This window comes from Streptomyces sp. NPDC001941 (assembly GCF_040296945.1).
Lineage (GTDB): Bacteria > Actinomycetota > Actinomycetes > Streptomycetales > Streptomycetaceae > Streptomyces.
Map to the genome: position 1 here is coordinate 208264 of NZ_JBEOYE010000003.1, position 23663 is coordinate 231926.

At 64.9% G+C, this 23663-nt stretch carries 24 protein-coding genes; 5 read left to right on the forward strand and 19 right to left on the reverse strand.

All coding sequences use genetic code 11. The features are described 5' to 3' along the window. Positions 1-44 precede the first annotated feature (44 nt). The 3 genes from ABT160_RS04530 to ABT160_RS04540 are packed head-to-tail and all read left to right on the forward strand — an operon-like array spanning position 45 to position 2058. A complete protein-coding gene (locus ABT160_RS04530) occupies positions 45-440 on the forward strand; it encodes a hypothetical protein (RefSeq protein WP_351643429.1) in 396 nt (131 codons plus the stop codon). Continuing rightward, positions 437-1648, forward strand: coding sequence for a recombinase family protein (locus tag ABT160_RS04535; protein WP_351643432.1), 1212 nt, complete (start codon positions 437-439; stop codon positions 1646-1648). Before ABT160_RS04530 ends, ABT160_RS04535 begins: the two co-directional genes overlap by 4 nt. Next, entirely contained in the window at positions 1645-2058 is a 414-nt protein-coding gene (locus tag ABT160_RS04540; RefSeq protein ID WP_351643435.1) for a hypothetical protein, read from the forward strand. Before ABT160_RS04535 ends, ABT160_RS04540 begins: the two co-directional genes overlap by 4 nt. A 618-nt stretch (positions 2059-2676) precedes the next feature. Here the strand turns inward: ABT160_RS04540 and ABT160_RS04545 are convergent. The 14 genes from ABT160_RS04545 to ABT160_RS04610 all read right to left on the reverse strand — a co-directional run bounded on the left by ABT160_RS04545 (position 2677) and on the right by ABT160_RS04610 (position 17310). Continuing rightward, positions 2677-2910 carry a hypothetical protein gene (locus tag ABT160_RS04545; protein WP_351643438.1) on the reverse strand — a complete coding sequence of 78 codons (234 nt, stop codon included), beginning with the start codon at positions 2908-2910 and terminating at the stop codon, positions 2677-2679. Positions 2911-2925: 15 nt separating this feature from the next. Then, the gene (locus ABT160_RS04550) at positions 2926-3810 is read right to left on the reverse strand and encodes a peptidoglycan-binding protein (protein WP_351643441.1); all 885 of its coding nucleotides are present in this window, start codon (positions 3808-3810) and stop codon (positions 2926-2928) included. Beyond that, positions 3810-4097 (reverse strand): hypothetical protein, encoded by a 288-nt coding sequence (locus ABT160_RS04555; protein WP_351643443.1) that lies wholly within the window; start codon positions 4095-4097, stop codon positions 3810-3812. Before ABT160_RS04555 ends, ABT160_RS04550 begins: the two co-directional genes overlap by 1 nt. 67 nt (positions 4098-4164) lie before the next feature. After that, on the reverse strand, positions 4165-6786 hold the full coding sequence (locus ABT160_RS04560) for a glycosyl hydrolase family 28-related protein (RefSeq protein ID WP_351643445.1): 2622 nt from the start codon (positions 6784-6786) through the stop codon (positions 4165-4167). Positions 6787-6797: 11 nt separating this feature from the next. Further along, entirely contained in the window at positions 6798-7868 is a 1071-nt protein-coding gene (locus ABT160_RS04565) for a hypothetical protein (protein ID WP_351643448.1), read from the reverse strand. Between the two features lie 3 nt (positions 7869-7871). Continuing rightward, on the reverse strand, positions 7872-9260 hold the full coding sequence (locus ABT160_RS04570) for a Gp37-like protein (RefSeq protein WP_351643451.1): 1389 nt from the start codon (positions 9258-9260) through the stop codon (positions 7872-7874). A gap of 11 nt (positions 9261-9271) precedes the next feature. Continuing rightward, the gene (locus ABT160_RS04575) at positions 9272-10174 is read right to left on the reverse strand and encodes a phage tail domain-containing protein (RefSeq protein ID WP_351643454.1); all 903 of its coding nucleotides are present in this window, start codon (positions 10172-10174) and stop codon (positions 9272-9274) included. Between the two features lie 102 nt (positions 10175-10276). Beyond that, a complete protein-coding gene (locus tag ABT160_RS04580) occupies positions 10277-14821 on the reverse strand; it encodes a transglycosylase SLT domain-containing protein (RefSeq protein WP_351643456.1) in 4545 nt (1514 codons plus the stop codon). Positions 14822-14829: 8 nt separating this feature from the next. Further along, complete coding sequence (locus tag ABT160_RS04585) at positions 14830-15246, reverse strand: hypothetical protein (RefSeq protein WP_351643459.1); 417 nt, start codon at positions 15244-15246, stop codon at positions 14830-14832. Then, positions 15246-15551, reverse strand: coding sequence for a hypothetical protein (locus ABT160_RS04590; protein WP_351643462.1), 306 nt, complete (start codon positions 15549-15551; stop codon positions 15246-15248). Before ABT160_RS04590 ends, ABT160_RS04585 begins: the two co-directional genes overlap by 1 nt. Before the next feature lie 46 nt (positions 15552-15597). Beyond that, a complete protein-coding gene (locus ABT160_RS04595; RefSeq protein ID WP_351643465.1) occupies positions 15598-16188 on the reverse strand; it encodes a phage tail tube protein in 591 nt (196 codons plus the stop codon). A 59-nt stretch (positions 16189-16247) separates the two neighbouring features. Next, positions 16248-16634: a hypothetical protein gene (locus tag ABT160_RS04600; RefSeq protein WP_351643467.1), complete on the reverse strand. Its 387-nt coding sequence runs from the start codon at positions 16632-16634 to the stop codon at positions 16248-16250. Beyond that, positions 16631-16990 carry a hypothetical protein gene (locus ABT160_RS04605; protein WP_351643470.1) on the reverse strand — a complete coding sequence of 120 codons (360 nt, stop codon included), beginning with the start codon at positions 16988-16990 and terminating at the stop codon, positions 16631-16633. Before ABT160_RS04605 ends, ABT160_RS04600 begins: the two co-directional genes overlap by 4 nt. Further along, positions 16987-17310, reverse strand: a complete 324-nt coding sequence (locus ABT160_RS04610; RefSeq protein WP_351643473.1) for a hypothetical protein — start codon at positions 17308-17310, stop codon at positions 16987-16989. Before ABT160_RS04610 ends, ABT160_RS04605 begins: the two co-directional genes overlap by 4 nt. A 641-nt stretch (positions 17311-17951) precedes the next feature. Between ABT160_RS04610 and ABT160_RS04615 the strand changes: the two genes are divergently transcribed. After that, entirely contained in the window at positions 17952-18233 is a 282-nt protein-coding gene (locus tag ABT160_RS04615) for a hypothetical protein (RefSeq protein ID WP_351643475.1), read from the forward strand. Between the two features lie 6 nt (positions 18234-18239). Here the strand turns inward: ABT160_RS04615 and ABT160_RS04620 are convergent, their stop codons facing one another. Both ABT160_RS04620 and ABT160_RS04625 read right to left on the reverse strand, forming a co-directional pair. Beyond that, positions 18240-19289, reverse strand: coding sequence for a phage major capsid protein (locus ABT160_RS04620; protein WP_351643478.1), 1050 nt, complete (start codon positions 19287-19289; stop codon positions 18240-18242). Positions 19290-19389: 100 nt separating this feature from the next. After that, entirely contained in the window at positions 19390-19902 is a 513-nt protein-coding gene (locus ABT160_RS04625; protein ID WP_351643480.1) for a hypothetical protein, read from the reverse strand. 73 nt (positions 19903-19975) lie between these two features. Here ABT160_RS04625 and ABT160_RS04630 point away from each other — a divergent pair, with 73 nt between their 5' ends. After that, the gene (locus ABT160_RS04630) at positions 19976-20188 is read left to right on the forward strand and encodes a hypothetical protein (RefSeq protein WP_351643483.1); all 213 of its coding nucleotides are present in this window, start codon (positions 19976-19978) and stop codon (positions 20186-20188) included. 2 nt (positions 20189-20190) lie between these two features. Here ABT160_RS04630 and ABT160_RS04635 read toward each other — a convergent pair whose 3' ends face one another. The 3 genes from ABT160_RS04635 to ABT160_RS04645 form a co-directional block, all read right to left on the reverse strand. Then, entirely contained in the window at positions 20191-21540 is a 1350-nt protein-coding gene (locus ABT160_RS04635; protein WP_351643484.1) for a phage portal protein, read from the reverse strand. A gap of 76 nt (positions 21541-21616) precedes the next feature. Beyond that, positions 21617-23179, reverse strand: a complete 1563-nt coding sequence (locus ABT160_RS04640; protein ID WP_351643486.1) for a terminase large subunit domain-containing protein — start codon at positions 23177-23179, stop codon at positions 21617-21619. Between the two features lie 11 nt (positions 23180-23190). After that, positions 23191-23616, reverse strand: coding sequence for a phage terminase small subunit (locus ABT160_RS04645; protein ID WP_502984156.1), 426 nt, complete (start codon positions 23614-23616; stop codon positions 23191-23193). Between the last annotated feature and the right edge of the window lie 47 nt (positions 23617-23663).

Below are 23663 nucleotides of genomic sequence, written 5' to 3' on the forward strand. Positions count from 1 at the left end.
GGCCCACCCCTTCGGGGGTGGGCCGCTTTGCGTTGGGAGGACACATGCATTTTCACGTGGGGCAGAGAGAAGCGGGCGGCGAGGACAGCTCGCTGTACTGCTGTGCCGAGTTTCCGGCTGCGCTGGACCAACTGATGTTCCTTTTCGGGACGCAGGCGACGTACTACCGCGAGTCGTGTGAGGAATCCTGCCCGGACCCTGAGGCGGTAGGAACTCCCAAGGGGTGCGGGTGTGACCGATGCTCCTGCGAGTGGTGCCTCCTCGGGACCGAGGTCGGCAAGGTCGTGACGATGCTCGGAGCACCTGAGACGAGGAGCCAGGCACGGTCAGGGGTGGCAGGCTGGTTCGCTGCTCCAGACGGCTGTACAGAGGAGTTCTGGTTGTCCGTCGAGGACGGCACGTACGACTCGTGCCGTGCGGACCTGGAGGAGGAGATATGACGTCTCTGTACGGGCCTCCGATAGACCTGAGCGGGCTGTCACTCAAGGAGACGGGGCTCCACAGGTCCAGGCGCGTTGCATTCCTCGGGCGGGTATCCACCAAGGACAACCAGAACCCTGCCAGCTCAATCCCGCGACAGGTGGTCTTGGCTTCCGCCCGCCTGGAGGCGGGCGAGGAGTTCGCGGCGTACTTCTGGGACGTCGAGTCAGGCATGCTGCCCCCAGAGCTGCGAGGGCTGGGGGACCTGGAGATGTATGACAGCCTGGGCGTCTCTACGCCACGTGACGGGGGCCTGCAAGACCTGATCGAGCAGGCCGATCCACTGGGCCTGACGCACGTCTTGGCGGAGCGCTCTGACAGGGTCGCTCGCGCGATGCTGACCAGCCTGACTGTGGAGCACCAGCTAGAGAGGCTTGGCGTCGAAGTCATCTACGCCAATGAGCCTGTTGGAGGAACGAAGTCCGGCTGGCTGCGCAACCGTCGGTACGGCCAGGCAGAGGCAGAGATCTATCTGACGGTCATGAAGGAGATGTCTGCGGGCGGACAAGTTCAGCATGCTGTCCAGGGGTACAACCACGGCTACCCGCCCTACCCCTATATCGCCGTAGTCGACGAGTCGGCGCCGGTGAGGAGCGGGAGGTTCGGCGGGCGGCCGAAGCGCAGGTTGGTACGTCATCCCGATGACCGCCGTTTCGACACAGCCAAGGAGCTGTGCCGGCTGCGGAGAGAGGAGCACCTGTCCACGGGGCAGATCATTGCCGTCCTCTCGTCCGATCCGGAGCGCTATCCGACAGAGACCCCCTGGACCTACAACCGCGTTGACGGGCTGATCGCGAACCCCAAGCTCAGCGGCTACCAGGTCTACAACCGCAAGGCGTCGCGAACGGGCAGGCCTGGCTACTCACGAGCCAATCCCCTCTCGAAGTGGGAGTGGTCCCCTCAACCGGTTCACGAAGCTGTGGTGACCATCGAGGAGTGGGCAGAGGCGCAGAAGGTTACCGCCGACATGCGGGCAGACAGGAGTACGGGCGGGGCGATAGCCCGCATCCGCGCGGCTGCTGAAGAGCGGGGGCTCACATTCGTCCGTGTGCGTGCGAGCGATTCGCACACGCTGTACCGCATCGGGAGTCATCAGGTCGTCCTGCCCAACCCAATCCCGAGCATGATCGTGAAGCAAGTCATTGACGGCATGGAGCGTGCAGCGTGATCGAAGTCGTCGAGTGCGAAGCCGCCAGGCGCGGGAACATCTGGATCGCTCACCTCACCCAACACGGCGTGTTCGGATGTGGCAGAACTCTGAGGGCCACCCGGCGGAGTGTGGAGGAGGGATTGGCACTCCTGGGTATCGCTGCCGATGTCGAACTCACCCCCACATCACCGGAACTGGTTACGCTCCGGGACGCTGAAGCGCAGTACGCCAGAGCGCTTCAGGCAGCAGTTGAGAGGCTGTCTCGACAGGGCGCGACGTTGGGAGATACGAGCAAGGCCACGCGGCTGTCTGTCAAAAGGGTCAAGGTTCTTCGTGGGGTGGCTCCTGCTGTCGCCGGCAACGAACCCCACCCCCAAGAGTGCTCAGGAGCAGGGCACTTGGCAAGGCAGGAGGTTACGCATGCCTGACGCACTTCCCTGGACCGAGACAGTTCTTCTGAGGGCCCTTGCTGACTCAGGCGGTGCATTGCGCGGGACCAGGTACGCGGCGGGCGGGGTGGATCCCGCTGTGAACGGCGTGGGCCCCGGAACGGTCAGGAACCTGGAGAAGCAAGGCCTGATTCGTGTCCGAGACCTTCATGGGAGACATGTGGTGATTGAGGCCACTCCCAAGGGCAGCCGTATGGCGGCGGATGGGGCGGTAGCCGGGGGAACCGGAGCGGGCGCAGATACCTCATGGCTAGAGTCGTCTGAGGTTGCGGCCTCGCCAGACAGTATGGGCGCGGTCGGGGAAGGGGAGCAGTGAGCGAAGCGGGTTGGGAGGGGTCTGAGGAGACTTGGGAACCAGGGTGCGGAGTACTGTGAGATACCAGTGTGAGCATCACGGCCAGGAGCACGAGGCGCACGCTGATATCGCCCACTTCTACTGTGGGTGCGACGGGTCAACGCACTTTGCGTGCGAGCGTCGTGAGGCAGCCCCCGGCATGGAACGGCCGCCCGGCTGGCCCGTATTCCTCGCCTGGTCTGTCGGACACGGCTAACGAAAAAGGAGCCCCCTTCCGGTATCGGAAGGGGGCTCTTCGTGTCTTACTCGCCTATAGCGCTGCGCACCTCAGCGCGGAAGGGGCTCTCGTCGTAGAGAGCCCGGATGGTCTTGGTGTCCTCGTGGGTCGCCGCAGCGACACCCGCACCGAGGAGACCAGCGGTCGCGGCAACCAGGGCCTCCCATGGGATGGTTGGCCAGAGGATGACGAGTGCCGGCACCAGGGCCGCCAGGACCGCGTAGATACGAACGCCGTGCTTGGAGATGAAGTCCTTCATGAGTTCCCCCTTGGGTTAGTTGAAGAGGTGGGCCCAGGTCGAGGGGCCCGGGTAGCCGTCTGCGTCGGCCCCGGTCCAGCCCTGGGCGAGCTGGAAGGCGCGGACTGCGGCGCGGTCGGCGCCGGTCCACTGAGGGCCTGGGCCCTCGCTGTAGTAGCGTCCGTAGCCGCGCGCAACGAGCTGCTTCCCGAGCTGGGTGACGTAGGCGTTCTTGGCCCCCGCCTGGAAGTAGGTACGGCCCGGGAACGGCGGTGGCGGAGTCGGCTTCGGCTTCGGCTTGGCCGGGGTGGTGGGCTTGCCCTTGGCGATGGTCGCCTTGATGTCGGCCCGGACCTTGTCCATGTCCATCATTCGGCCGGGCGCGTACCCGGGGTCCCACTTGCCCGGAGAGCCCCACTCGCCGTGGCCGATGACGCTGCCCGCGTGCCAGTCGTGGAAGTCGCAGATAGCCGCCGCCAGAAGGCGGAGAGTTGAGTACTGGGCAGCCGACATCTCGTGAGACCCGCTGTACCAGATCTCAACGCCGTAGAAACGGGCGTTGCCGTCGGTGTTGGATTCGTTGTCCGGTGGGATCGGCTTCTCGGCGATGACCGCCGCGAGGACATCGTCATCACCCGCGCCCGCGTGGTTGGCGCGGCCCCAGCCGACGAGGTGAATGGTGCCGTCCTGGGCAAGACCGACGTGGCAGAGTGGCCCGGGGAGGTCGGCCAGGCCCTTGTAGAGAAGTTCCCGCTGGTCCGTGGAGTCGCTGCCCGTGTGGTGGACCATCAGGCCGTGTACGGGGCCCCACGAGCCCTTGTGGTTTCGGTTGTGGCTCTTCCAGTCCTTGTACTCCTTGAACGGGATGCCGTACTTCTTGAGCTGGGTGACGATCTGCGTGGCAGTCATGGGAGTTGCCATTAGTCCTCCTCAGGAATGGGTGCGGACAGGCGCATGCCTGCCAGGCGTTCGGGGTCGAGAGAGATGAGCAGGTTGACCAGGCGCCTGTTCTCCCGTTCGAGGCGGGAGAGGCGGTCCTTGATCTCGGTGAGGTCACCTGCAAGCCGGTCGGCGCGGGACTTCTGCGCTTCGGCTTCCTCGCGCCAGACCCGCGCGGTGTTGGTGCGGTAGGCAGCGATGATGAGTACGAGGGCGGAGACGATGGCGGTGCATGTGCCGCCGAGTGCGTAGATGGCGGTAGGGGTCATGGCCCTCCAGGAGGGCAAGACAAAGAGGCCGCAGACGGCGGTGTCTGCGGCCTCGATGCGTTGCGGGTCAGGAAGTGAGCAGAGGCAGGATGGTGCTGGCCATGTAGGAGTGGCCCAGGTCGGAGGGGTGGACGCTGTCTGTACCCGGCTGGCCTGGTACTGCGGTGTTGCCCCAGTAGCTCAGGGACGCCCAGTAGTCGTAGGAGTTGCGTCCCAGGGTCCAGAAGTCCACGAGGGCGGCCCCGTAGGTCTCGGCGATACCGCATGCTCGTGTGGCGTATGCCTGGTAGAGGTATGACGGGTCGGCGCGGCCTACGTGGGGGAGCACCAGGAGCACGTCTGTGGCGCCCTGGGATGCTTCCTTCACGGCGGAGAGATACCGGGTGAGGCTGGTTGCCCAGGTGTCCGGCGGGGTGCCGGCAACCGCGTCTTCGGTTGCGAGTACGGCGATGACGAGATCAGCAGGGCGGGCACGGCCGCCATTCCAGGTGGCATTGAGGGCCGCGGGCGCCGGATCGGCGTATACCTCCGCCTTGGCACCTGGCCGGGCCAGGGTGTCTACGAGGACACCCGAAGGTAGTTCGGCACTTACACCGCAGACAGAGAGCGTCTGGGCTGCTGTGCCAGCCCATGCCACTGTCACCGTGTGCTCTGAGTCCGACAGCCCGGTAATTGTGGTGACCTGGATTCCGAGAGTCCCGGGATTGGTATCTGTCACCGCGACAGGAGCCGCATTGTCGACCTTGTACGTCCAGTTCGCACGGGCCTTGGCTCCGGTGAGGGTGTAGACCCGGACCACGGAGCCCGTTACCCGGAAGGTGAGGCTGGCCGACGCCGAGGCCACCAGGTATGAGGCCCCGGGCCCGTACCAACCGGTGCCCACGGTCCAGGTCCCGGACTGGCCCACCAGGCACCCGCGCGCGGTCCACGCCTCGACGGCCCCCGTGCTGACACCGACGCTCGACAGGAACGAGCTGGAGCGCGTGACGGAGTAGAAGCCGCTGCCTCCACGCCCGTACCGGGCCTGGAGAGCCGTACGGAGAAGCCCGTCCGTCCCACCGGTTTCGAGATTGGTGGCGTAGAGGCCCTGGGCGATGTTGCCGCCGACCACGGCAACCCTGGCAAGGCTCGAAGGATCGTCCCGGCGGGCCCTCCAGAACCGGCCCCAGCCCTCGGGGACGTGGATGCCGCTCGTCCTGGTGCTCGTCGACCCCGCAGTACCGAGGAGGTCTCGGACCACGGTTCCCGCGCCTTCGAGCTCGGTGAGGCCTACGGCTGGCCTGCCCTTGGCCACCAGAACGTTGCCAACGATGAGGTTGGGCCCGGCATTGCCCATGGCCTCCTCGCGGATGAGGGACCGGGTGCGGCCGTCCGTGGTCGAGGTGGCGAGGGTGTTCCCGGAGATCTGGTTGTGGGCGGTGCCGTATTCCAGGTGGATGGCGGAGGCCTGTCCGGCGGTGCCGACTTCACCGGGTCCGAAGATGCTGGTGGAGGTGACCATGTTCTGAGTGCCGGCGATGAAGATGCTGTCTCCGCCAGTGCCGTCGAAGTTGCATCCCGTGATCTTGGTGTTGGAGCAGTCCTGGAGGCGTACTCCCCTGGTGTTGTTCGAGGCGCCCCCGACGAAGTTGCACGCCACGATCATCTGAGTGCCTGCCCGGTCGAGGATGCACACAGCGGTACCGAACCCGGTCCCGCCCATGCCGCCCAGGAACTCGAAGTCGCACGCGAGGATCTGGTTTTCGTCGTTCGCCGTCATGTGTATGCCCCGGCCCGGCCCGGTGGAGGACATGCTCTGGTCGAAAAGGCAGTTGGTGATTTTGTTGTTGTGCCCGAATGCGCCGCTGGTCATGGGGCCCAGGTAAAGAGCGTCTTCCCAGCAGAAGGTGAAATGGATGTTCTCGAAGAGGGACGAAACGGCGCCAGGGGCGTAGATGCCGCCTGAGGGCGCGTTCTGCTCCAGACAGTTCCCGTCGATCTTGAGGTCCCGCATCGTGATGCGGGTGTCCTCGCCCGTCATCTTGAAGGCGTAGACGTTGCTGCCGCCCTTGACCTTGATGACCGAGCCCCAGCCTGCACCCTGGATCGTCAGGCCCTCGCCCACCGGAATGGTGATGGGCGCGCTCACCAGGTAGGTCCCTGCGGGGATGTACAGGACCGTCCTCGCGGCCTTGGCAGCGTTCACCGCTGCCTGGATTGCCGCTGTGTCGTCGGCGGTGCCGTTGCCCCTGGCGCCGAAGCGCCTCGCCTTCACGCTGATCCAGTCCACGGAGGACGGAAGCTGGGAGGGAGGCACGTAGCCGTCCAGGTCGAGGGAGGCCAGCCCGCCGGCAACGCCCTTCTGGGCCTCCATGGTGTCCAGGGCCGCAGCCCGGTCCCCGTGGGGGTCGTCGGCCGTCAGGTGTCCGCGCAGGCGCTCGCCTACGGTGCTGGAGGAGATGGCCACGCGTCCCGCACCGAAGTCCACCCACAGCACCTCAGCGGATTCGGGGCCGAGGAAGGACCCGATCATGCCGTTGTCGTCGGCTGTGAGGCCTGTCAGGGGCGCTCCGCCCAGGTCGGTGATCGCGGCGGGCGCCGCGCCGTCCGAGGGGCCGTCCCACACGGTCCCGGTCACACCGGGAACGCGGGCTCCTGCGGAGTCCTCCGCCACATCGGCGGCAGTGCCGCCAAATACGTTACGTGCCAACGGCGTTGCTCCTACTCGTTGAAGGTGTCGGCCTCATAGACCCCTGAGAATGTGATGGCGCTCTTGCCGGGGAAGATCCGGAGGTTGTCCAGTCCGGCGGCCAGTGACGTGTAGCTCGGCACGTAGACGGAGAAGTGTCGAGGAGACGTTCCGGGTGTGATCCGCCCGAGGAGGCTCGTGAAGGTCGGGAACCCGTTGGAGCCCGCAGGGTTCATGAGGTGCCCGGTGAGTACCTGGCCTGTACGCCCGTTGGCGGGGACTGGCAGAGGGATGCCGTAGGGCACGTTGTTGTCCGTCGAGAGCCCGTTGTTGTGGTTGGTGATGGCGAGTGAGAACCACACGGTGTTGGGTGCGATCCAGCGCCAACGGCCGTTGTAGACCATGCCGGTTGTGGGGAGGTTGCTGTCGAAGAGCAGCCGGGGTGTGTAGGCCTTGGACTTGCCGAAGTGCCGTGTTGGGACGTAGCCGTCACGTCCCCGGAAGTACTCGGCCTGGCTGTCGCCGCCGTTGCTGTCCATGTCGAGGGCGAAGGTGCCTACGGGCTGGTAGCGGGCGGACTCGGTGGCGTTCCACGGGTAGCTGATCGCCTGCGGCATGCTGAAGGGCATGCGCGCGCTCACTGATACCGAGGCATCCAGTGGAGCGGCGTCTACTTCGTAGAGCGGCATTTCCCAGATCCCGCCTGGTTGCCGGCGAGGCTGCGGAGCAACGGGCGTGGCTGACGCGGTGCCCTTGAGCACGGCCAGGTTCAGCGCGCTCTTCGAAAGGTCTGCCTGGATCACGATCAGGTCCTTGCGGGCCTGGCTGGTGGGGTTGCTGGCGATCGTGACGGCCTGGGTGGCGGTGAGCTGGTAGTAGAAGCCGCCGACCCATGCCCTGCCTGCGTTGATCTCGACGTTGCGGTTGTTCACCACGCGGGCAGAGAAAGGCAGTGCGGCAGGGGTGTAGCTGGAGCTGGTGAGCTGGAAATCAACTCGGTCGCCGCCCCACATGGCGGCCATGGTTTGCCACTGAGTCTGTGAGACAACGGACGTGCCACCGGAAGCATTTGAGCTGTTGAACGGGTAGCTGACTTCTGCCATGCATCACATCCTTGATTCGAGTCGGCGGAGCTTCTTCTGCATCTCGTAGACGGTCTTGTACAGATTCAGCGGCTCACCGCTGCCTTGCTGGCCGATCTTCGGGCTGATGTCCTGGGTGTTGCCTCCGTCATCGACGGAGATGGTGACCTCACGTACGAGGTCGGAGTACTCGGTGCCGTCCACGATCACGGTGACGATGTCGCCCACCTGGTAATCCCGACCGAACTGGCAGGACTCTGTATCGATCGGGTAGATCTGGAAGTTGCCGGTGCCGGCGGCGTCCGCGAGAACCTTCGCCGCGGCCTCTTCAAGAGCGCCCTTGTAGTACTCGACGGCCACGGGCTTGGCCTCGTTGGTTGCCTGTACCACCGCGTCGTACTCCGGGTCGTAGTCGGGCTTCCCGGCGTCCTTGGCGGCCTGGAGGGCGGCCTTGGCGGTGGCGAGTTTCTGCGTCCAGTCCTTGCCATCGGGGTTCATGCCGATGTCCTCCAGGCCGTCAGCCTGGATGGTGGACACGATCGCCGGAGCACCCGCCTTCCCGGCCTTCAAGGGGATGTCGGCGCGGTCTACGAACACCTCGCGCTGCATGCCCCATTCGGCCTCGGAGGCCGTGTCGATCTTCTGAAAGAAGTAGCGGTCCTTGCCCTGGCCGCCGCATCCGACGATGGCGCGGGTCAGTCGCGGAGCGCTGAGCGTCCAGACGAACTCCCGCAGGTTGCCCAGCTCAGTGGAGAAGCGGACCGTCTTGGAGAGATCCCGTGGCTTGGTGATGCGCAGGTCGATGCGCTGAGCTGAGGGGTTGTAGAGGAAGCGGTAGGAGAGCGCGTTGTCCTTCAGCCACTCCTCGACCTTCGCTCCTACGACGTCCATCCGCAGGGAGTCGGCGACACCCTGCACGGCGATACTCGGTGCGGGGGCGTTGAGCCCGGTAATGCGCCTGTCAGCAAGGGCGGCCGGGCCCAGGGCGCTGTTCAGCTCGTTGTAGACCGTCGTGGCGCGGGAGGTGGCCGCGCTCACCAGACGTGTTGCGGGCGCCTGCCACTGCGCCGACACAGGCTTGGACGGATCGGGGAAGGCCAGGCGCGAGTAGGCCAGGGTGTTGTGGCACTTTCCCGCGATGTACAGGCTTCCCGGGCCGGTGTGCTGGAGCTTGGTCCAGTACTTCTGGTAGGTGTCCACCGGGCCTGAGAGGACCGGTTCGGGCACGCCGTCTTGCCAGATCGCAATGCCGCCGCCCTTCTCGATGAGCTGGGCCTGCGGTGTGCCGTCCTTGATGAGGAGCTGCCAGATGCCTTCCTGGGAGAGCCGTACGGTGAAGTTCAGGGAGATCCATTCGTCTATCTCCCCGACGCGTTTCAGGGTCCTGTCGAAGACCTCGACCCGGTAGCCCAAGGGCTCACCTCCTAGACGTAGCTGGCGTAGCGCGGACGGAAGGACAAGATCACGGCTGACCTGCCCGCCCCCGTGACCACGGAAATGGCGGCACTGGAGGTGCCTGGCTCGATGGGCCAGAAACGCGGATCGGTATCGAGCTTGCTCCAGTAGTTGCTTCCCTGGTCGTCCTTCACGGTCTTCCGCCCGGGGCGGGTATCGATGGTCAGGACCCTGCCCGCTGGGACGAGATCGGACCCGCCAGCGGGCGGAGAGGCCTTCACGGTGTCTCCGGCCGGGCTGGTGAGGCTGAAAGCCTTCACGGGGCCGTGCAGCTCCCAGACGGGCCATGCCTCGATATCACCTGGGTTGGAGATGGTCAGGCTCTGTCCGGGGCCGCCCATGACGCCTGCGGAGAGGCGCAGGGGCATGAAGGGCTGGGTCTCGCTCAGGAAGGGGTCGCCGGCACCGAAGTCCCACCTGGTGGTGACTCGGTCCTGGTAGAACCAGGGGTCCATGGCCGTGAAGCTCAGGCCGTACTTCGCCCAGGAGAACCCGGAGTCGTCCGTGCCTTCCGAGCCTTCCATCCCGCCCTTGTAGTACACGGTGAGCTGGCGGGTGACTCCGCTGCCCTCCGTGAATCGCAGGAGACAGTAGCCCCGCTTGGGGTTGAGGGCCTGGAAGAACTTCCGCTTGAGCTGGTTCACCGTGGGCCGGTCGATACCGTGCAGATAGACCGGGATCATGATCTCTCGCGCTGCCACACGAGCCGAGCGGTAGATCGACCCGTCGAGGTTGGGCGAGTCATCCGAGAACAGCGCCCAGGGCGGCATGTCCAGCCCGGTTGCGCCGGGCAGCATCAGCACAGCGGGCCACTCACGGCCGTTGAACAGGGTCAGGGGGATTTCCTCCCCCTGACCGTTGTTCCCGGCCACAGACACGCTCGTACGGCCCCAGGAGACAGGGGTAGGAGGAGCAGGCGTGATGACGACAGGAGCCGTCGGCCTGGCCCTCACTGGAATCGGCAAGGCGCCTCCTTACAGGGTCGTGTACAGGGCCTCAGCGGTCTGGAGCGCCCGAAGCACTGCCTGAGGTGTCGGCTCGTTCCGAGCCTCGTGCACGTGGATTTCGTACTTCTTGCCGTTGAGGAGTCCTTCCGTCTCCTCGTTGCTGAACACGCGCTGACCTCCGCCGAAGGCGATGAGCTCGGGTCCCTTCTCGCCGACCATGGCGAGGCCGGGTGATGCGGACAGGGTCCCTGTCGCGTATCCGGTGTTGCCGGCGAGCATGGACTGCCAGCGAGAGCCGTAGCGGTTCCTGGCGTAGTTGAGGCCCGCGTAGATGTTGGCCAGGGGGTTCACGGACGTGCCGTACATGAACGGGCCGGTGGACCGGAACGGTCCCGCGTAGGCCCCGTAGGTGGGCCCGATGACCTGCATCAGGCCGACGGACGGGTGTCCGGCAGCCCAGTTGCTGTCCCACTTGTTGACGATGTTCGGGTTGCCGCCGGACTCCAGCTGGATGCGGTGCATGACCGTGCTCAGTGCCGAGGCCGGAAGGCCGAGCATCGCGAGTGCCTGTGAAGCAACCGGAGCCCACTTCTGCACCCCGGGGCCGGAGCCCGCAGCCACCATGTCCGCACCGAGATCCGGCATGGTTGCGGACACCTTCGCCCCGTTGCTGAAGTCAAACAGACCCTCGGTGTTGGGCATGGCCTCCTGGGCCTGGTCCATGAACCCCTGGAACACCTCGTCCGCGTAGGCGAACGGCGCGTCCTTGATCTCCTTGACCGTCTCGATCATGCCGATCAGCCGGTTGTAGGAGCCGGACAGGATGTCCCCGACATCCCCGAACAGACCCTCAACGGTGTCGAGGGGGTTGGTGACGGTATTCCAGATGGAGCCAAGAGAATCCATGGCACCGCCGAGGAGGCCTTCCCAGGCCTTCCCCAGGGTCTCCGTGGAGAAGACGTGCCCGAGGTAGGTCTTACCCCGGTCGACGATGTTCCCGGAGCCCTTCCAGACGTCATCCCAGAAGTACTCACCCAGGGTCGGTGCGAGGGCGCCGCCGAGGATGCCCGCGATCTGCCCGACACCGGTGGGCACCTTCTTCAGGAGCGAGTACACGTCCGAGGTCATCCAGTCGTACATGCCCCGGAACTTCGTGGCGCCGACTGAGCCGCCGATACCTGCGGAGACGGCTCCCGTGCGCAGGATCCCTCCCTGAACAGCGCCGCCGAGAGGATCGGACGTGCCATCGAGGTGCATCGTCTTCAGCATCGCCACGCCGATGGGCTCGATCGTCTGGAGTTCGAGGAGCTGCTTGATCTGCTCCAGGTCGAACTTCCCGCCACCGCCACTCGTGCCGCGCGCATGCCGGGCGATCTTGCCCCGCACTGCCAGCGAGTTCCACGCGTTGATGGTGTCGGGGCCGATGGCCTGAGTGACCTCGGGCCGGAGAACCGACTCACCAGGGGAGAGGACAGCGGGAATGCTGTCCGACCACGGCGCGTATCCCGGCATGACGCCGTACATGGACACGTCCGCAGCAGTGGTGACACCACCGCGGGCATGCTTCTTGCCCTTCCCCTTGCCCTTGTTGTTGCTCCCGCCCGAGCTGCCTCCGGGGCTCTGCTTGGAGATGTTGCCCAGCGCCGTATCGAGGCCTTCGGCCTGGTCCTTGGCGTCCCTGAGTGCTTTCTCCAGGGACTTCACGCGGTCCTTCAGATCGTTGAGCGACCGGTTGTTCAGCAGCCCGATGCGGCCTGCCAGGGAGCCGGCACCGGTTCCCTGCCCCACCTTCTTGTAGGCGTCGTCAGCGGCAGCAGTCAGGGCCCTGAACTCCGCAATCACGTCGCTGAGCTTGCGCTTGTTCAGGTTGGCGGTCCGGCCGGAGGCCGAGGACGACATGGCACCGTCCCCGATCTGATCGGCCGCCCGCTTCGCTGCGTCCCGTAGCTCGTTGACCGACCCGGTGACCCCGCCAAGGCGCTTACCGTCGAGGTTGCCCACACGGGTATTACCCGAGGTGATCTGTTTGCCCGCGTCCTCAGCAGCCGACTTCAGCCGCGTGAACTCGGCAACCACCTCGTTGAGGTTCTTGCCGTTCAGGGCGTCCACGTCACTCTTCACAGAGCCCAGGCGGGTGACCGTGTCCCTCAGGGCCTTTTCTACCTTCTCCACTTCCTGACGGAACTGGGTGAGAGAAGCACGGTTGGCCTGCTGGGCGTGCTGCTGAACGGAGTTGACGGCCTGACTGGCCTGGTTGGCCGCACCTTGGACAGAGCTGTTGCCGTTGCCGGCGAGGGCGGCCGTGATCTGCCGCATGCTCTCCCTGTTGGTCTCGCGCAGCTCGTCACGCAGGTTGTTCGCCGCGTCACGGGCCTCGCGGATCTGGTCCTCCAGAGCCCGTATCTGCCGCTGTCCGTCCTGCTGACGGCTGTCACGGCCCATGAACCCGTCGAGGAGCCGACGGCCGCTCGTGCGGCTGTCGTCCTGCCGGTTGGCGGTCCGCTGCTGCCGGTAGGCGTCGCGGCCTGCCTGGCGGGCGTCCCTGCGCGAGGCGCCGCCCGCGCTGGCCTCATTACGAGCGTCACGAGCTGCATGGCGCTGAGATCGGATATCGCGTCCGCCCTCGTACGCCCGGACCCCGGATCGTGCGACCGAGGCCAAGGGATCGAAGGCCCGGCCGAGCAGACCCGCTGCCTTGCCAATGACCTTGGAAAGGAGTCCCGCTGCGAGGATCAGGGGGCCCCACTGGACGAGGAAGTCAGCGATGGGTCCGGCCAGGTCGGCCAGGCCGGACTTCTCCAGCCACGTGGCCGTCTTGTCCATCATCGTCAGGAAGTGGCTGCCCGCCTCGAAGAACGTCTCAAGGAAGCCGTCCACCTTGGGGGCCCACTTCTTGGCGAGGCCCTGGACCTGGTCGAGGATCCCGCCGTTGCCGGCGAGTTGGTTGCCGAGATCGGTGTACCGGTACTGGCCCTTGCCGTCTTCCTTGATGAACAGATTGCCCAGCTCGAAGCTGGCCCGTTCCTTCATCTGCTGGAGCCGACCCGTGATGGTCTGGCTCGTCATCTGGGCCGCGAAACCCTTGGAGCCCTCACCAGTCTGGGAGCCCGCATATTTCTGGGGATTCCAGTAGTTCAGCATCGCCCCGGCGATCTGCTGACCGGTGACACCGCCACCCTTGGCAGCCGGGGTACCGATGACCTTCCACATTTCCGTGGAGTCCTTGAACCCCAGGAGCGCAGCCAGCTCGGACGCGGGCATACCGGAGGCCGCAGCGAGCTGCTTGACGTTCTTGGTGGGCGCCCGGTCCATATCCATGATCATGTCCATCGCGTACATGGCGCGCTGGAACTGCTGCGGATTGAGGTTTCCGGCTCGGGCCATCGAGTCACCGATGGCCATGATCAGGTCAGTGGTCTTCTCCGCCGCCCTGTTGGCGGCGCCCGTACGCGTCCTGGCATCGGGGCTGTACCAGGACTTGTCCGCACCAGCGACCGAGCGGATCATCTTCATCTGATACTCGTGCATGACGTCGATCGAGAACGGTGTATCGATCGCGTAGCCCTGGATGTTGCGCATCTGCTGAGCAGATACCGACTGCGATACCCCGGCCGAGGTAAGGCCGAGTTGACCAAGGAGGCGTTTGTCGGCGTTCTCCACGCCGATCGTCGCCAGGGCGGTGCCGGCACCAGCCAGCGGCATCAGGAACCGCGTGGACAGGATGTGGGCGGCCTCGTTGATGGAGACGCCGACCTGGTCAAACCAGGTGCCCACCTTCTTGAGGCTCTGCCCCGTTCGAGCGAAGTAGCTCTGTGTAGTCCTGTTGGTCGTGTTGATGTCGCGGTTGATGTCCCGGATCTGGTCCCGGAGCTGGACCATGTGCCGCTGATGGCCAGCGATACCGTCCTGGAGAGTTGCCCGCTGAGCTGCGGCTTGTTCCCGCAGTGCGGCAACCTGCTGGCGTACCGCCTCGCGCTGAGCGGCTACCTGCTGCCGCAGGGCCTCACGCTGCGCCTGGACCTGAAGCCGGGCCTGGCGCTCCGTTTCCCGGGTCTGCTCGCGCTCCAGGCGCTCGTGATCCTTGGCAGTCTGCCGCTGGAGGGCCTGGCGGTCGCGCTCCAGGCGCTCCGCCGTCGTGCGGCGCTGCCGAGCCGCCGTCTCCTCCTGGCGAACGACGTCGCGCAGAGCCCTCCGTGTCTCGGCAGTCGTCTCGGCAAGAAGCCGTTGCTTCTTCTCCTCGCCCTTTCGGTACTCGCGGAAGCGTTTGGCGGCTTCCTCTCCGTACTCCTTTGTGATCTGCTTTTCGAGCCGCTTGAGGGTCTTGGCAGATTCCGTGGCCTCCGTCTCCACGGCAGCCTTGGCCTTGCGGGCCTGCTTCTCGGTCTCCGTGGGGAGCCCGGCAAGGCCCGTCTTGACCGCCTTGTTGATCTCCTTCGCGGCGGTGACGCCGATCTTCCCCAGCTCGGCAGAGATCTTGGTGCGGAGTTCCTGAACATCCTTCTGGAGGATCTTGGGAACGATCTCGACGTACCCGGTACCCACCTTGATCGGTCCGCGAGTGCCTTCAGCCATCAAGCCTCCTAAGCGGTGGTCAGCCGCCCGAAGAAGGTGTTCAGCTCACGGGCATCACTGAAGTGGCCGTGCACTGGATCAGGCTGCGGTTCCGTTTCGCCGGGTCGTGTGATCGGGGGAGGAAGCTCAAGGCCGTGCGCGTCTGACGCGTCGAGGTTGGCCTTGAGGAAGAGGTAGTTGGACAGCTCCAGCGCGTCAGAGATGCGCGCGAGCATGTAATCGGGCTCGGTCCAGGCGGTCCGCTTGTCCATGGCCATCAGCAGCGTGGAACGTCCCGGCTTGGCCATCAGGGAGCGGATGAGTACACCGATCCGGCGGAGGGACAGCCGTCCGTGCCACAGGTCCAGGAGATCGACGTTGAAGAACTCCGCCAAGTCCGCTTCGAGTTCGTCAGGAAACTCCTGGATGACCCGGACGACCGCCATCAGTTTCCCGAGTCGTCGTCCCGCCCCTGGGCCTCCGCCATGGCGACCGTCAGACGGCCGAAGTCCTCGATGTCGGGACGAGTGGCCAGGTAAGCCGCCCACTGGTCCTCTCCGAGGATGAGCTGAGTAGCAACCAGCTCGTCATCCGTCAGCAGCACCTCAAGCGGGAAGTGCGCCGGGTGCGGAATCTCGAAAGTGAGGCCGCGGTGCTCAAACGTTGCCGGCTGGCGGGTTGCCTCGGCCTGCGCCGCGGCGACCTTCTTCGTGTTCGCCTTCTTCGTGGCGGGCTTCTTCTCGGTGGGCACAGGCAGCTCCTCGGAGTGGTCGGAAATGGTCTTCAGGCAGGTGTAGTTAGGGAGTACCGGTGATGTCGTCGTTGGTCAGGACGTAGCCGAGAGTGCCGGCGGCGTCGAGCGCTTCAAGTGTCAGCTCGAACTTCCCGCTCTCGGTCCGGCTGAGCTGGATGGCGCCCCGGTCCGAGATCATGGAGCGGGGGATCACCACGCGGTTGCGGATAGCGCCCTGGTTCCAGTCCACGACTAGGGAGAATTCCTTGAGGTCGGGAGTGGACGCGAGATCAAGGCGGAAGACGCCGGTCGCGACGGGCGTTGCATCGCTCGACATCACCTCCACCCACTTGGCGCCCCAGAAGAGTTCCGTCGTGATCTGGCTGGTCTCGATGAGCGTCGCCTTGACGGAGAAGCTCGCCGAAGTCACGTTGTAGAGCACGGGTGTTGCTGACTGCCACGCGTTGACTGGCTGCGTCTCGATCGCGGGCGTGAGCGTCACGCCGCCTTCGTCGGCGTAGCCCAGCGCCTTGTATCCGGCCGGAGGGGCGTCGACCGCCCCCAGATCCTTGGGGATCACGAGACCGGCTCCGACCGGGGCAATGTAGATGGCGCCGTTGGGCGCGAACCTGATCTTCTTCGGGTTATTGGCCATAGAGCCTCCAGAGGGCATGAAAGCGAGCCCCCGATGGGGGCTGAGGTAAGGGGTTGTGTTCAGGCCTCGATGAGGAAGGCTGCGACCTGACCGCAGTAGACGTGCTCTCGGGTGGAGTCGTCAGGGTCGTACCGGGGAGAAGAGATCTCCTCCACGTCCAGGACCAGGGCGTCACTCACCTTCCGGTTCGGAAGATCGTCGAGCAGGGCTTCCCGGACAAGGAGAGCCAGGTCAATAGCCTGTTTGCGGTCCCGGGAGTACGCGGCGTACTCGATATCGAAGCGGTCCATCCGCTCCCGGACCACACGGAAGCCGCCCATGTGCTCCAGGTAGACGTGGGTAGAGCCGGTGACATGGTTGGTGAGGTCTCCGAGGACCGTTCCCCGGGGAATGGCGCTGTGGCTGTTCAGGTAGTCCGTGAGGACTTCTATGGGGTCGAGTTTCATCGGGTGTCGACCCTCGCTCTCAGGAGGGCGTCCTTGAGCCAGTAACGGCCCTGAACCCTGTGGCCCCGGGGAGTGGTGAAACCACGTTCCTGGAGCATCGCGTGCCTGGCTCTGGGGTTGGCCTCGATGACGATGCCGCCGTACCAGCCTTCCGCGTCCATGTAGAGCACGGCATCGATCTGGTTCCGGATGGAGTTCCAGGAGGTTCGGTGACTGCCCCGCCGAGGGGCGCCGCCCTTGGCGTACGCGTCGATGCGCTTGACGGCCAGGGCCAGGGCCTCACGGGTGCCAGGCAGCCGGAACACGTCTCGCTGCCAGGTTCGGGTCAGGACGACTCTGGTACGGGCTCCGCTCATCGCACCGCCCTCCAGATTGAGACCGTCAGGTGCCGGCGACTCGTCGCGGCCCAAACCTTCGGCTCTCCGTCGATCTCGTACAGATGGCCCCGGACCTTCAGGCCGTCGGTAGAGGAGACGACAGCGAAGAAGGGGAGATAGGCGGTCAGGCGCTCAGTGGACTGGTCCCGTGCGGGAGAGAAGGACTCGAAGGCCTTGTCCGGCTGTACGGCCGCCAGGCCGCTCCAGACCTTCACGGCCTGGTCCCAGTCGGGACGGCTGGTGTAGGCGTTCGTGGTCCTGGGGGGCCGCAACACCTCGACCGGCTCAACCATCAACATGGGGCCCCCTCGTACTCAGGGACGGCGCGTCTCGGCGGAGCGTCAGGGAAGCGATGCGACTGCGCCTGTACGGTGCGAGCGTCGTCCTGGCGGCCGAGGAGAGCGTCTGCGCCGAGCTGGCGCTTGAGAACGTCACCTCGACCTCACCGACCCTCTCTCTGTCCACGCCCGGGCTGAGGGCCAGCCAGCGAATGACCTCCGAGCACGCAACCGCTGTGAGGGAAGCGGGTACCGCTTCGTAGCCCCAGGAGCCCGTGAGGGCCACCGCGGCCTCGCCCCAGCCCTCAAAACGACTCAGCTCACGCCCGTTAAAGGCCCAGCCAGAGACGGGTGACCCGTTCTGCAGCAAGCCGGCAACGGACAGGTTGGTCAGGTAGCGGGGAGGTACGGGTAGGGCCTGCCGACCCTCCGGATAGAGGGTGATGGTCTGGTTGGTCCGCCGCACCAAGTCGCGACGGCAGTAGTCCTCCACCAGGCCTGTCACGTCCTGGAGGAAGGCGGATACCCGCTCTGTCTCTCCAGCGTCCAACGGTCGACCGAGACGGGAGGCTACGTCAGCAACTGTGGCAAGAGGCAAACTTCCACCTCCCGAAAAGGATAGGCTGTGGGCATCTGTATTTGAAAAGAAGGTAGGGAATTGAATGGCTGAGGAGAAAGAGATGGCGGACGTTGCCACCATTGCTCTTCAATTTGCGAAGCTTGCGAGAGAAGGGAACTTCTGGGCCGGGGGTCCGCTAAGCAGTGGCGCCCTGAACCAGGTAGCCACTGCGGTAACGCAGAGTTCTGATGCCGCCAAGCTGCTGGAAGGGATCAGGGTCAGCGAAAATCCGGAAAAACTGCTTCAAGGCTTTCTGGCGATCTGGTGGGCGCAGGGGTTCAACGTCGGCGCCATGTATGCGGAAAAGCATGGCGCCGACGCTTAAATTCCCTTAGGTGCCAGCTGTGGCCTCCGTGATGGAGACCTTCAGCCCCCTGACGAACTTCTCGCCGATGGAGGTGCCTCGGACTGAATAGTCCGCGTCTTCCTTGATGGTGGCCAGGCCGTACATGGTGTCGAGGCCGATCGTGTCCATCTTCTTGCCGTAGTCGTAATCGACCAGCATGCGCGTGGCGATGCCGTTGACGTTCTGGATGGAGCCGGTGACGGCGCCCATCGGCAGCGCGGGGCAGGCCGACGCGAGCAGCATTGCGGACTTGTGGAAGAGGTACATCTCCAGTCCGAAGCTGTTGTGGATCACGATGTCGAATCCGTAGATGCGGCCGATGGTCGCGCGCCGCAGGGCGTTGGTGTCGCCGGAATAGTCGACGGCTACAAATTCCGGGTCCTTCAGGAGGATGGCCTCTACCTCGGGGCCTGCAATGAGGTAGCGCTCCGAGGTAGGCACCAGGGCCAGGTTCATGTTCATGCGGGCATCGACAAGTGCGGTACGCAGAGCAAGAGCACGGGCCGACATGTTGGCGCCCGTGCCGTCGGCCTTCGGGATGGTGACAGTCACGTCGCCGCCGACCGCCTTGGCCTGAGGGGCGGTAAGGGCGGAGCGCGTGATGTTGGCCTTGATGAAGGCCGCAACGGTGTCGTCGAAGTACTCGGCAAAGCCCCGGGTCAGCTTGCTCAGTACCTGGGAGCCGAAGGCGCGGAGGTCGAAGGCGACCTGCTCCATACCGAGTGCGGTGGCGTTCTGGGCGAGCGTGGTGAGCTGCACGGGGAAGCGGGTCTCGTTGACGAAGCCGTTCGGCGCCCGGCGGTCGGCGGTGGGAAGCGGCCGGTCCGAGGCAGCAGCGAAGGTGTTCTTGTCACCGGTGATCGGGTTCTTGATCGGAGCCGAGATGCCCGACTCCTGGACCGGGATGCCCCTGGACTCGCGGTTCACGTTGATCACGTCACCGACCCCGCCAGTGAAGGCCAGCTCGGAGTAGCGGGCGGGGATGCCGCCGAGGGTGAGCTGCCGGTCCAGGATGCCGAGTGCGGCGATGGTCACCTGGACTGGGTCGAGATTGAAGTGGTGCTGTGTTGGCATTCAGCCTCCAAGAGGGCATGAAAAAGGCCCCCCAGTGGTGGAGGGCTGAAGACGGAAGGGCCTAGAGGAACGCGCCGCCGGCAATGTAGTCGGCCAGCGCGCTCGGGTCGGTGCTGGTGAAGCCGCTGCCGGAGTCGCCACGGTTGGGCAGGGCGCCGCCGATGCGAGGCAGCACAGGGGCGGTAGAGCGGGGCTTCAGGGAGGCGACGAAGGTTGCAACCGCCTCGGGGTTGGGTCGGCTGTCGTCGCCCGCGAACTGGCTCATGTCGAGGTAGCCCAGGTCTGGTAGCTCCGTGCCAGCCTTGAGGGCCTGGAGCTGAAGCTCAGCGGTCACCAGGTCCTTGCTGACCTCGCCGAGGGCGGCGGTGCGGCCCTCCGTGCGGGCGGTCTCAAGGGCGGACTCCTGTGCGGCCTGGAGCTGCTGAAGCTCCGTACGGGTGGCGTTGTAATTGGTCTCGTTCTGCCTGGAAAGGGCCTTCCAGCGGTCCCGGTCGGCCGTGACCTCCTCCAGGGAGGGGCCAGCAGAGGCGCCCGCGGGCTCGATCTCGCCGGCACTGTCGTTCAGAGTCGTCATAGGTGCTCCATTTCGGAAAGCCAGCCATTCCGGCTGGCGTGCGGGTTGCTGCCCAGCGAGGCAGGGTGGAGACATGGCTAAGGCACCGATAACCGTGCACCCTGCGTCGCCGAGTGGAGGACGGCGCGTGACCGCGAATGGGCAGATTCTCGGGCTTGCGCACAGTGACGCTGATGTCGTCGAGTTTCTGCGGAGAGCAGGATTGGAGGAGGCAGATCAGATCCTTGACAATCCCCTGTGGGTTTCGTGGCGCGGAGGCCATGCTCACGAGTACGAGGCGGCCTGAAGCTACACCTTCTCGTGGATCTTCCGGTTGGCATTGCCGGCGTTCCCCTGCGGAGGCTTAGCGGCGGTTGCGGGCTCGGGCTGCGGCATGAGCTTCTGAATCTCTGCCTGCGCCTTGGCATCCTGCTTCCGCATTTCGCGGAAGTCGGAAATTTGGGCAGAAGAGAAGCCAGCTTCGTACCAGAGGAATTCGAGCGGAACATCGAGCTGCTTCAGCTTGAGCAGGGCGTCAACGTGCTGCGCTTCGGTGCGGTACTCCGGGTCGCGCCATCGGGTCTCCATTTCGAAGGCGTCCTGACGCTTGTCACCCTTGACCCTGAAACACAGCCGAATGACTCGCTCCCAGGCCTCACCGAAGTGGAGCATTCGCTCCCGCACCTTGGCAACGAGTCCGGCTTCGGCCGAGATGATTGCTTCACCTGAAGGCGTGTTGGACGAGTTGACCAGGAAGTAGTGAGACGGGACCCGTGAGACGGTCGCAAGGTGCTGAACCAGCATGTCTACCAGCGTCACGTAGTTCGTCAGGTCAGCAGGCTGGAAGACGCCGAACTTCGCTGCCGGATCTTCGGCCTGCAAAAGCTTGTCGAGTCCCACGTTGAAGGGCGCCACGGGGTTGCCGTGCTCGTCCTCCTGGATCTCGATTCCGGTCACCCAGCGCTGCGGGTAGGCCGCCATCTCGGAAGCGGTCAGCGCATCCATGGTGATCTTGTTGATCGCGTCCTGAATGGGTATGCAGTTCGCCAGATCTGAAGCGGGTCCGAGGCCGAGACGAGAACGATTCTCGAAGGGCACTACGGGAATGACCTTCAGGGGGTTCGGCTCCTTGGTTCCCTTATCCCATTCAGTCGTCCCGTAGGGGACTTCGTAGATGTAGTCCTCTGTCCAGAGGGTGACCTGCTCCCGGCCCCAGCCGTCTTTCTCGAAGCGTGCTGCGGCCTCCAGCTCCCAGAGGGATCCTGCCTTGTAGCAGACCGCCATGCGCTCCCCGGGGACTGGCGTGATCATGGGCTCGCCATCCGAATCAGTCCACACGACAACGAAGGACCTGCCCGTGATCAGGGACTCAAGATGGACCGAGGTCGAGTAGGCGTCCATGCCGGAGCGCTGCCAGAAGCGCCGGGCGTCAGTGCCGTCGTCACCGCCGGGTATGCGGAACGAGTCCACGTGTAGACGCTCGTTGGTGGCGTCGATGATCGTGCCGCAGAAGTTGTCTCGCCACTGCTCGAAGACCGAGGCGAAGGCCGCCTTGTACCGCATCTGGGAGAACGCGAGCTTCTGCTGATCGCCCTCGTAGTACGAGCTGTACTTCTGCGAGGGATGCGCAGGGCCCGGTAGCTTTCCGTGCAGGTACATGAGCCACTGCACGGGCGTCTCAGGCTTGCCAATGAACGAGGTGCTGCCGCCTGGCGGAACAATCAAATGGGCCCCCTTAGAAGCCCACTACACGGCTCCGTCGAATCTTGAGACGACCATCAGCGATGGCATCAGCGCGTGCCTCCAGAGCGAGTACGGCGCATACGGCTAGGTCGATCTTGCGTTTGGATCTGGGAGAGTCCTTCTGGATGAGAAGGCCCTGAGGAACTTCACGGGTCACGGCGTTGAGCACGTGCCGGCTGAGCTTCGGATCCCCGTCGTGGCGAAGGTCGTTGACCATCGCGGCAGTCCGGAAGCGCTCCACGGCCTGAGTCATTCGGGTGGGCTTGTTGGTCCAGAACTCAAAGACTGTGTCGTCGCCGTGCTCCATAGCCCAACGGCCAATGTTCTCCTGCCAGTACGGCGGGTCGGCGTACATCCATTCAACGCGATACTCCTTGAACGCCCGGGCAACCGCAGCCTCCACGGAGAGCACATCCACTTCCCAGTCATCGTGTGCCTTCTCCGGGCGTTCCCAGACACCGAGTACGAAGAGCTTGGCGTCACGAAGACGGACACCCACAAGCCCCGTCGCGTCACCGCGAATCGAGCCGTCAAAGCCGATGGCTATCTGATCCCCGGAAGCGATCGGATCATCTTCCTCCAAGCACACGTCCCATTCGGCCTTACTCATCCAGCCGTCGGAGGACTCCGCGATCTGGTTGAAGTAGAACCGGCAATAGGTGCTGTCCGGGGTCGTACGGTCGTAGAGGATGGTGCGCGTCAGACCGTCGATGTCCGCCCAACTGGCGTCCCCGTAGGCCTCGACGAGGGCGGCACGTACCGCCTCGGCCTCTCGGATGTCTTCGAGGGCGATGGAGCCTTCAAGGCAGTCGTACAGCCAGAAGCCCTGGGTGACCATCTCTGACTCGTGGATGATCTGGGCAACACTGTCTTCGTTGGGGTTGTACGCGTTCGTCGTACAGACCCAGCGAGACCCCGCCTTGGTGGTCTTCTCGATGTTGCGCTTGAGGGTCTGGTAGAAGTCCGGGCCGCCGTTGGAGCCGACCCAGTGATGGACTTCATCCATGAGTACGAAGGTCGGGCGGTTTCCCTCGTTGGTCCTGCCGGCAGTCGCCTTCGGCTTGATGGATCCCGGCTTGCCGCTCTTGAACTGGACGACCTGCTTACCGATGTCCAGGCCGTATACCGACTCGGCCGGGGACTCCGAGAGCATGCCTCGGATCATGTCCATGGTCTGTTCGGTCTGGTCCAGGGCCGTGGCGCCGATCTGGACCACTGGCAGGGGAGAGGTCTTGCCGACAGGCAGGCCGAAGGCATCAAAATGGGAGAAGCGGCAGGGGCCTAGGAACTCGACGATTGCGAGGGCCGCCAGGAGAGGCGTCTTGCCCCACCCCTTGGCACGGCGAAGGGTGGCCGCGTTGTATGTCCAGGTGCCGTCCGGGTTGATGGCGTAGAACCACAGGACGAAGCGCAGTTGCTCAGGGGTGAACTGCCACGACTCTCCAGCGCGTTCGCCGTCAGGCTGAACAATGAACTGCTGGGCCCACCGAATGATCTGGTAGCCCAGGGTTTCTGTAGGCTTCGGGACCCCTGCTGGCAGGTTGCCTGTCTGCAAGGATCACCCCCCTAGGAGCCATTCAGTAGCCTGTACAGCTCCTCATCCATGTTCAGTTCGTCTGGCGTCTCAGAGACCGCCGCGGGCTCTGCCTCGGAAGGCTGGTCGATGGTCATCCGAAGGCGTGCACGGTCCTCGACCGTGGCACCCCACTTCGCAACGCGCTGTCGGATCTCTCCGGCGAGCTTCAGGTCACCGAGGTAGAGCCCGTCAACGAGCTTGGTCGTCAGCTCCAGCTCGGACCAATCGGTCTCGGCCCAGGCCGATGTCTGTGGGGCAGTGCTCCAGGTCTTCCAGAAACGTCTGGCACCGGGGGTGCTGATACCAAGGCCCCTGGGCAGCTCGCGGCCCGGCTGGGCGTCCGCCGGCACCGAGTGGGCTCCTGGGTGGAGGTTGCGACGCTGGGCACCTGGCTTGGGGGCTGGTCCACGGGTCATGTGAGCCGCACCGCCGAAGGGTCTACGTCCGTCAGGTCGGCCAGGTC

Coding starts and splice junctions, on each gene's coding strand:
- ABT160_RS04530 (WP_351643429.1), top strand. CDS start 45: ATGCATTTTCACGTGGGGCAGAGAGAAGCGGGCGGCGAGGACAGCTCG.
- ABT160_RS04535 (WP_351643432.1), top strand. CDS start 437: ATGACGTCTCTGTACGGGCCTCCGATAGACCTGAGCGGGCTGTCACTC.
- ABT160_RS04545 (WP_351643438.1), bottom strand. CDS start 2,910: ATGAAGGACTTCATCTCCAAGCACGGCGTTCGTATCTACGCGGTCCTG.
- ABT160_RS04550 (WP_351643441.1), bottom strand. CDS start 3,810: ATGGCAACTCCCATGACTGCCACGCAGATCGTCACCCAGCTCAAGAAG.
- ABT160_RS04555 (WP_351643443.1), bottom strand. CDS start 4,097: ATGACCCCTACCGCCATCTACGCACTCGGCGGCACATGCACCGCCATC.
- ABT160_RS04565 (WP_351643448.1), bottom strand. CDS start 7,868: ATGGCAGAAGTCAGCTACCCGTTCAACAGCTCAAATGCTTCCGGTGGC.
- ABT160_RS04580 (WP_351643456.1), bottom strand. CDS start 14,821: ATGGCTGAAGGCACTCGCGGACCGATCAAGGTGGGTACCGGGTACGTC.
- ABT160_RS04585 (WP_351643459.1), bottom strand. CDS start 15,246: ATGGCGGTCGTCCGGGTCATCCAGGAGTTTCCTGACGAACTCGAAGCG.
- ABT160_RS04595 (WP_351643465.1), bottom strand. CDS start 16,188: ATGGCCAATAACCCGAAGAAGATCAGGTTCGCGCCCAACGGCGCCATC.
- ABT160_RS04600 (WP_351643467.1), bottom strand. CDS start 16,634: ATGAAACTCGACCCCATAGAAGTCCTCACGGACTACCTGAACAGCCAC.
- ABT160_RS04605 (WP_351643470.1), bottom strand. CDS start 16,990: ATGAGCGGAGCCCGTACCAGAGTCGTCCTGACCCGAACCTGGCAGCGA.
- ABT160_RS04610 (WP_351643473.1), bottom strand. CDS start 17,310: ATGTTGATGGTTGAGCCGGTCGAGGTGTTGCGGCCCCCCAGGACCACG.
- ABT160_RS04615 (WP_351643475.1), top strand. CDS start 17,952: ATGGCTGAGGAGAAAGAGATGGCGGACGTTGCCACCATTGCTCTTCAA.
- ABT160_RS04625 (WP_351643480.1), bottom strand. CDS start 19,902: ATGACGACTCTGAACGACAGTGCCGGCGAGATCGAGCCCGCGGGCGCC.
- ABT160_RS04630 (WP_351643483.1), top strand. CDS start 19,976: ATGGCTAAGGCACCGATAACCGTGCACCCTGCGTCGCCGAGTGGAGGA.
- ABT160_RS04635 (WP_351643484.1), bottom strand. CDS start 21,540: ATGTACCTGCACGGAAAGCTACCGGGCCCTGCGCATCCCTCGCAGAAG.
- ABT160_RS04645 (WP_502984156.1), bottom strand. CDS start 23,616: ATGACCCGTGGACCAGCCCCCAAGCCAGGTGCCCAGCGTCGCAACCTC.